Annotated in this window: 1 protein-coding gene; it reads left to right on the top strand. The window is 37.2% G+C overall.

From position 1 onward, the window contains the following. On the top strand, positions 1-1,587 hold a 1,587-nt coding region (locus PNO30_RS00190), incomplete at both ends, for a Rib/alpha-like domain-containing protein (RefSeq protein WP_271986686.1).

The following is a 1,587-nucleotide window of genomic DNA, read 5'->3' on the forward strand; positions in this document are numbered from 1 at the left end:
AGTAAATGTAAAAGTCAATGTAAATAAACTTAGTGACGAGTATAATGTTACAGCTACTGAAATCGAAGTAAATCAAAACACACCAGTAACAAACGGTGACTTAAAAGCAAAAGTAACGGCTACATCGAAAGAAGGAAACGTAAGTGGAACTGATAAGATTTCAACAGTAGTACCTAAATCATCAATCAGTACAGCTAACTATGGAGATCAAAATATTACTGCGATAGTAACATTTAAAGATGGAACAACAAAACCAGAAAATCAAACGGTAAACTATGGACAAATACCAAATCCAGAAGATAGTGTAAATAAACAAGGATTACCAGATGGAACAACGGTGATATGGAAAACACCGCCGGTAGTTAATACACCAGGTTCAACAACAGGTGAAGTAGAAATCACTTATCCAGATGGATCGAAAGATGTAATTACAGTAAATGTAATTGTAAGAAAAGTAAGCGAAGAATTTACAGCGACTGGAACACAAATCGAAGTAAATCAAAATGAAGAAGTAACATCTAATATGTTAAAAGGAGCAGTTAATGCGACTAATGCACAAGATGAAAATGGTAATGCGAAAATCGCAAAAGTAGAATCAAAATCACCAATCAATACAGCAACATATGGAAATCAAACTATACAAGCAAAAGTAACATATATTGATGGTTCAGAACAAGATGTTACGATTCCGTTAAAAGTCAAAGATGTGACAGATCCGACAATTTTAACGCCAGAAGAAAATAAAAACTGGGAAATAATGGCATTAGATAAAACTTTACCTGTGATGAAGATTAAAGCAGAAGACAATGCAAATGGAATTGGAATTGCTACGATTGAAGTAAGAAATCTACCTGAATTCTTAACTTTTGATGAATCTACTGGAACAATTGTTTTCAAGGAGGGTGTACAAGAAGTACCGAAAATTAAATCCGACAATACGATGTATGGTGTAACTATAATCGCAAGAGATAAAGCTGGAAATTCTACATCAATGCTAGTAAATATTACAGTTTGGTCTATGCGAGGAAAATATGATCCACAACCAAAACCACAAACAGTGGATAACGGTACAGTACCGAACGCAGAAGACAGTGTAGACAAAACAGGTTTACCAAGCGGAACGACAATCACATGGAAAGAAACACCAGTAGTCAACACACCAGGAAGTCATCCAACAGTAGCGTTAGTAACGTACCCAGATGGAACAGTAGACGAAGTTGAAGTACCAATCACGGTTAAGAAACAAAGTGACACATTCACACCAACTGCGAAACAGCCAGGACAAACCGCTAAACACGGCAGTGACCCAAGTGCAGAAGGAAGTATCAACACAGATGGCTTACCAAGTGGAACAACGTACACATGGGTAGAAAAACCAGATACAAGTACAACACCAGGAAGCAAACCAGGAAAAGTATTAATCACATATCCAGACAACAGTACGGAAGAAGTGACAGTAACGGTAGAAGTAACGCCACAAAAAGACGATTATAATCCACAACCAAAACCACAAACAGTGGATAACGGTACAGCACCAAACGCAGAAGACAGTGTAGACAAAACAGGCTTACCAGAAGGTACAACTGT

It is taken from the genome of Gemella haemolysans (genome assembly GCF_028308085.1).
GTDB classification, from domain to species: Bacteria; Bacillota; Bacilli; order Staphylococcales; family Gemellaceae; genus Gemella; species Gemella haemolysans_D.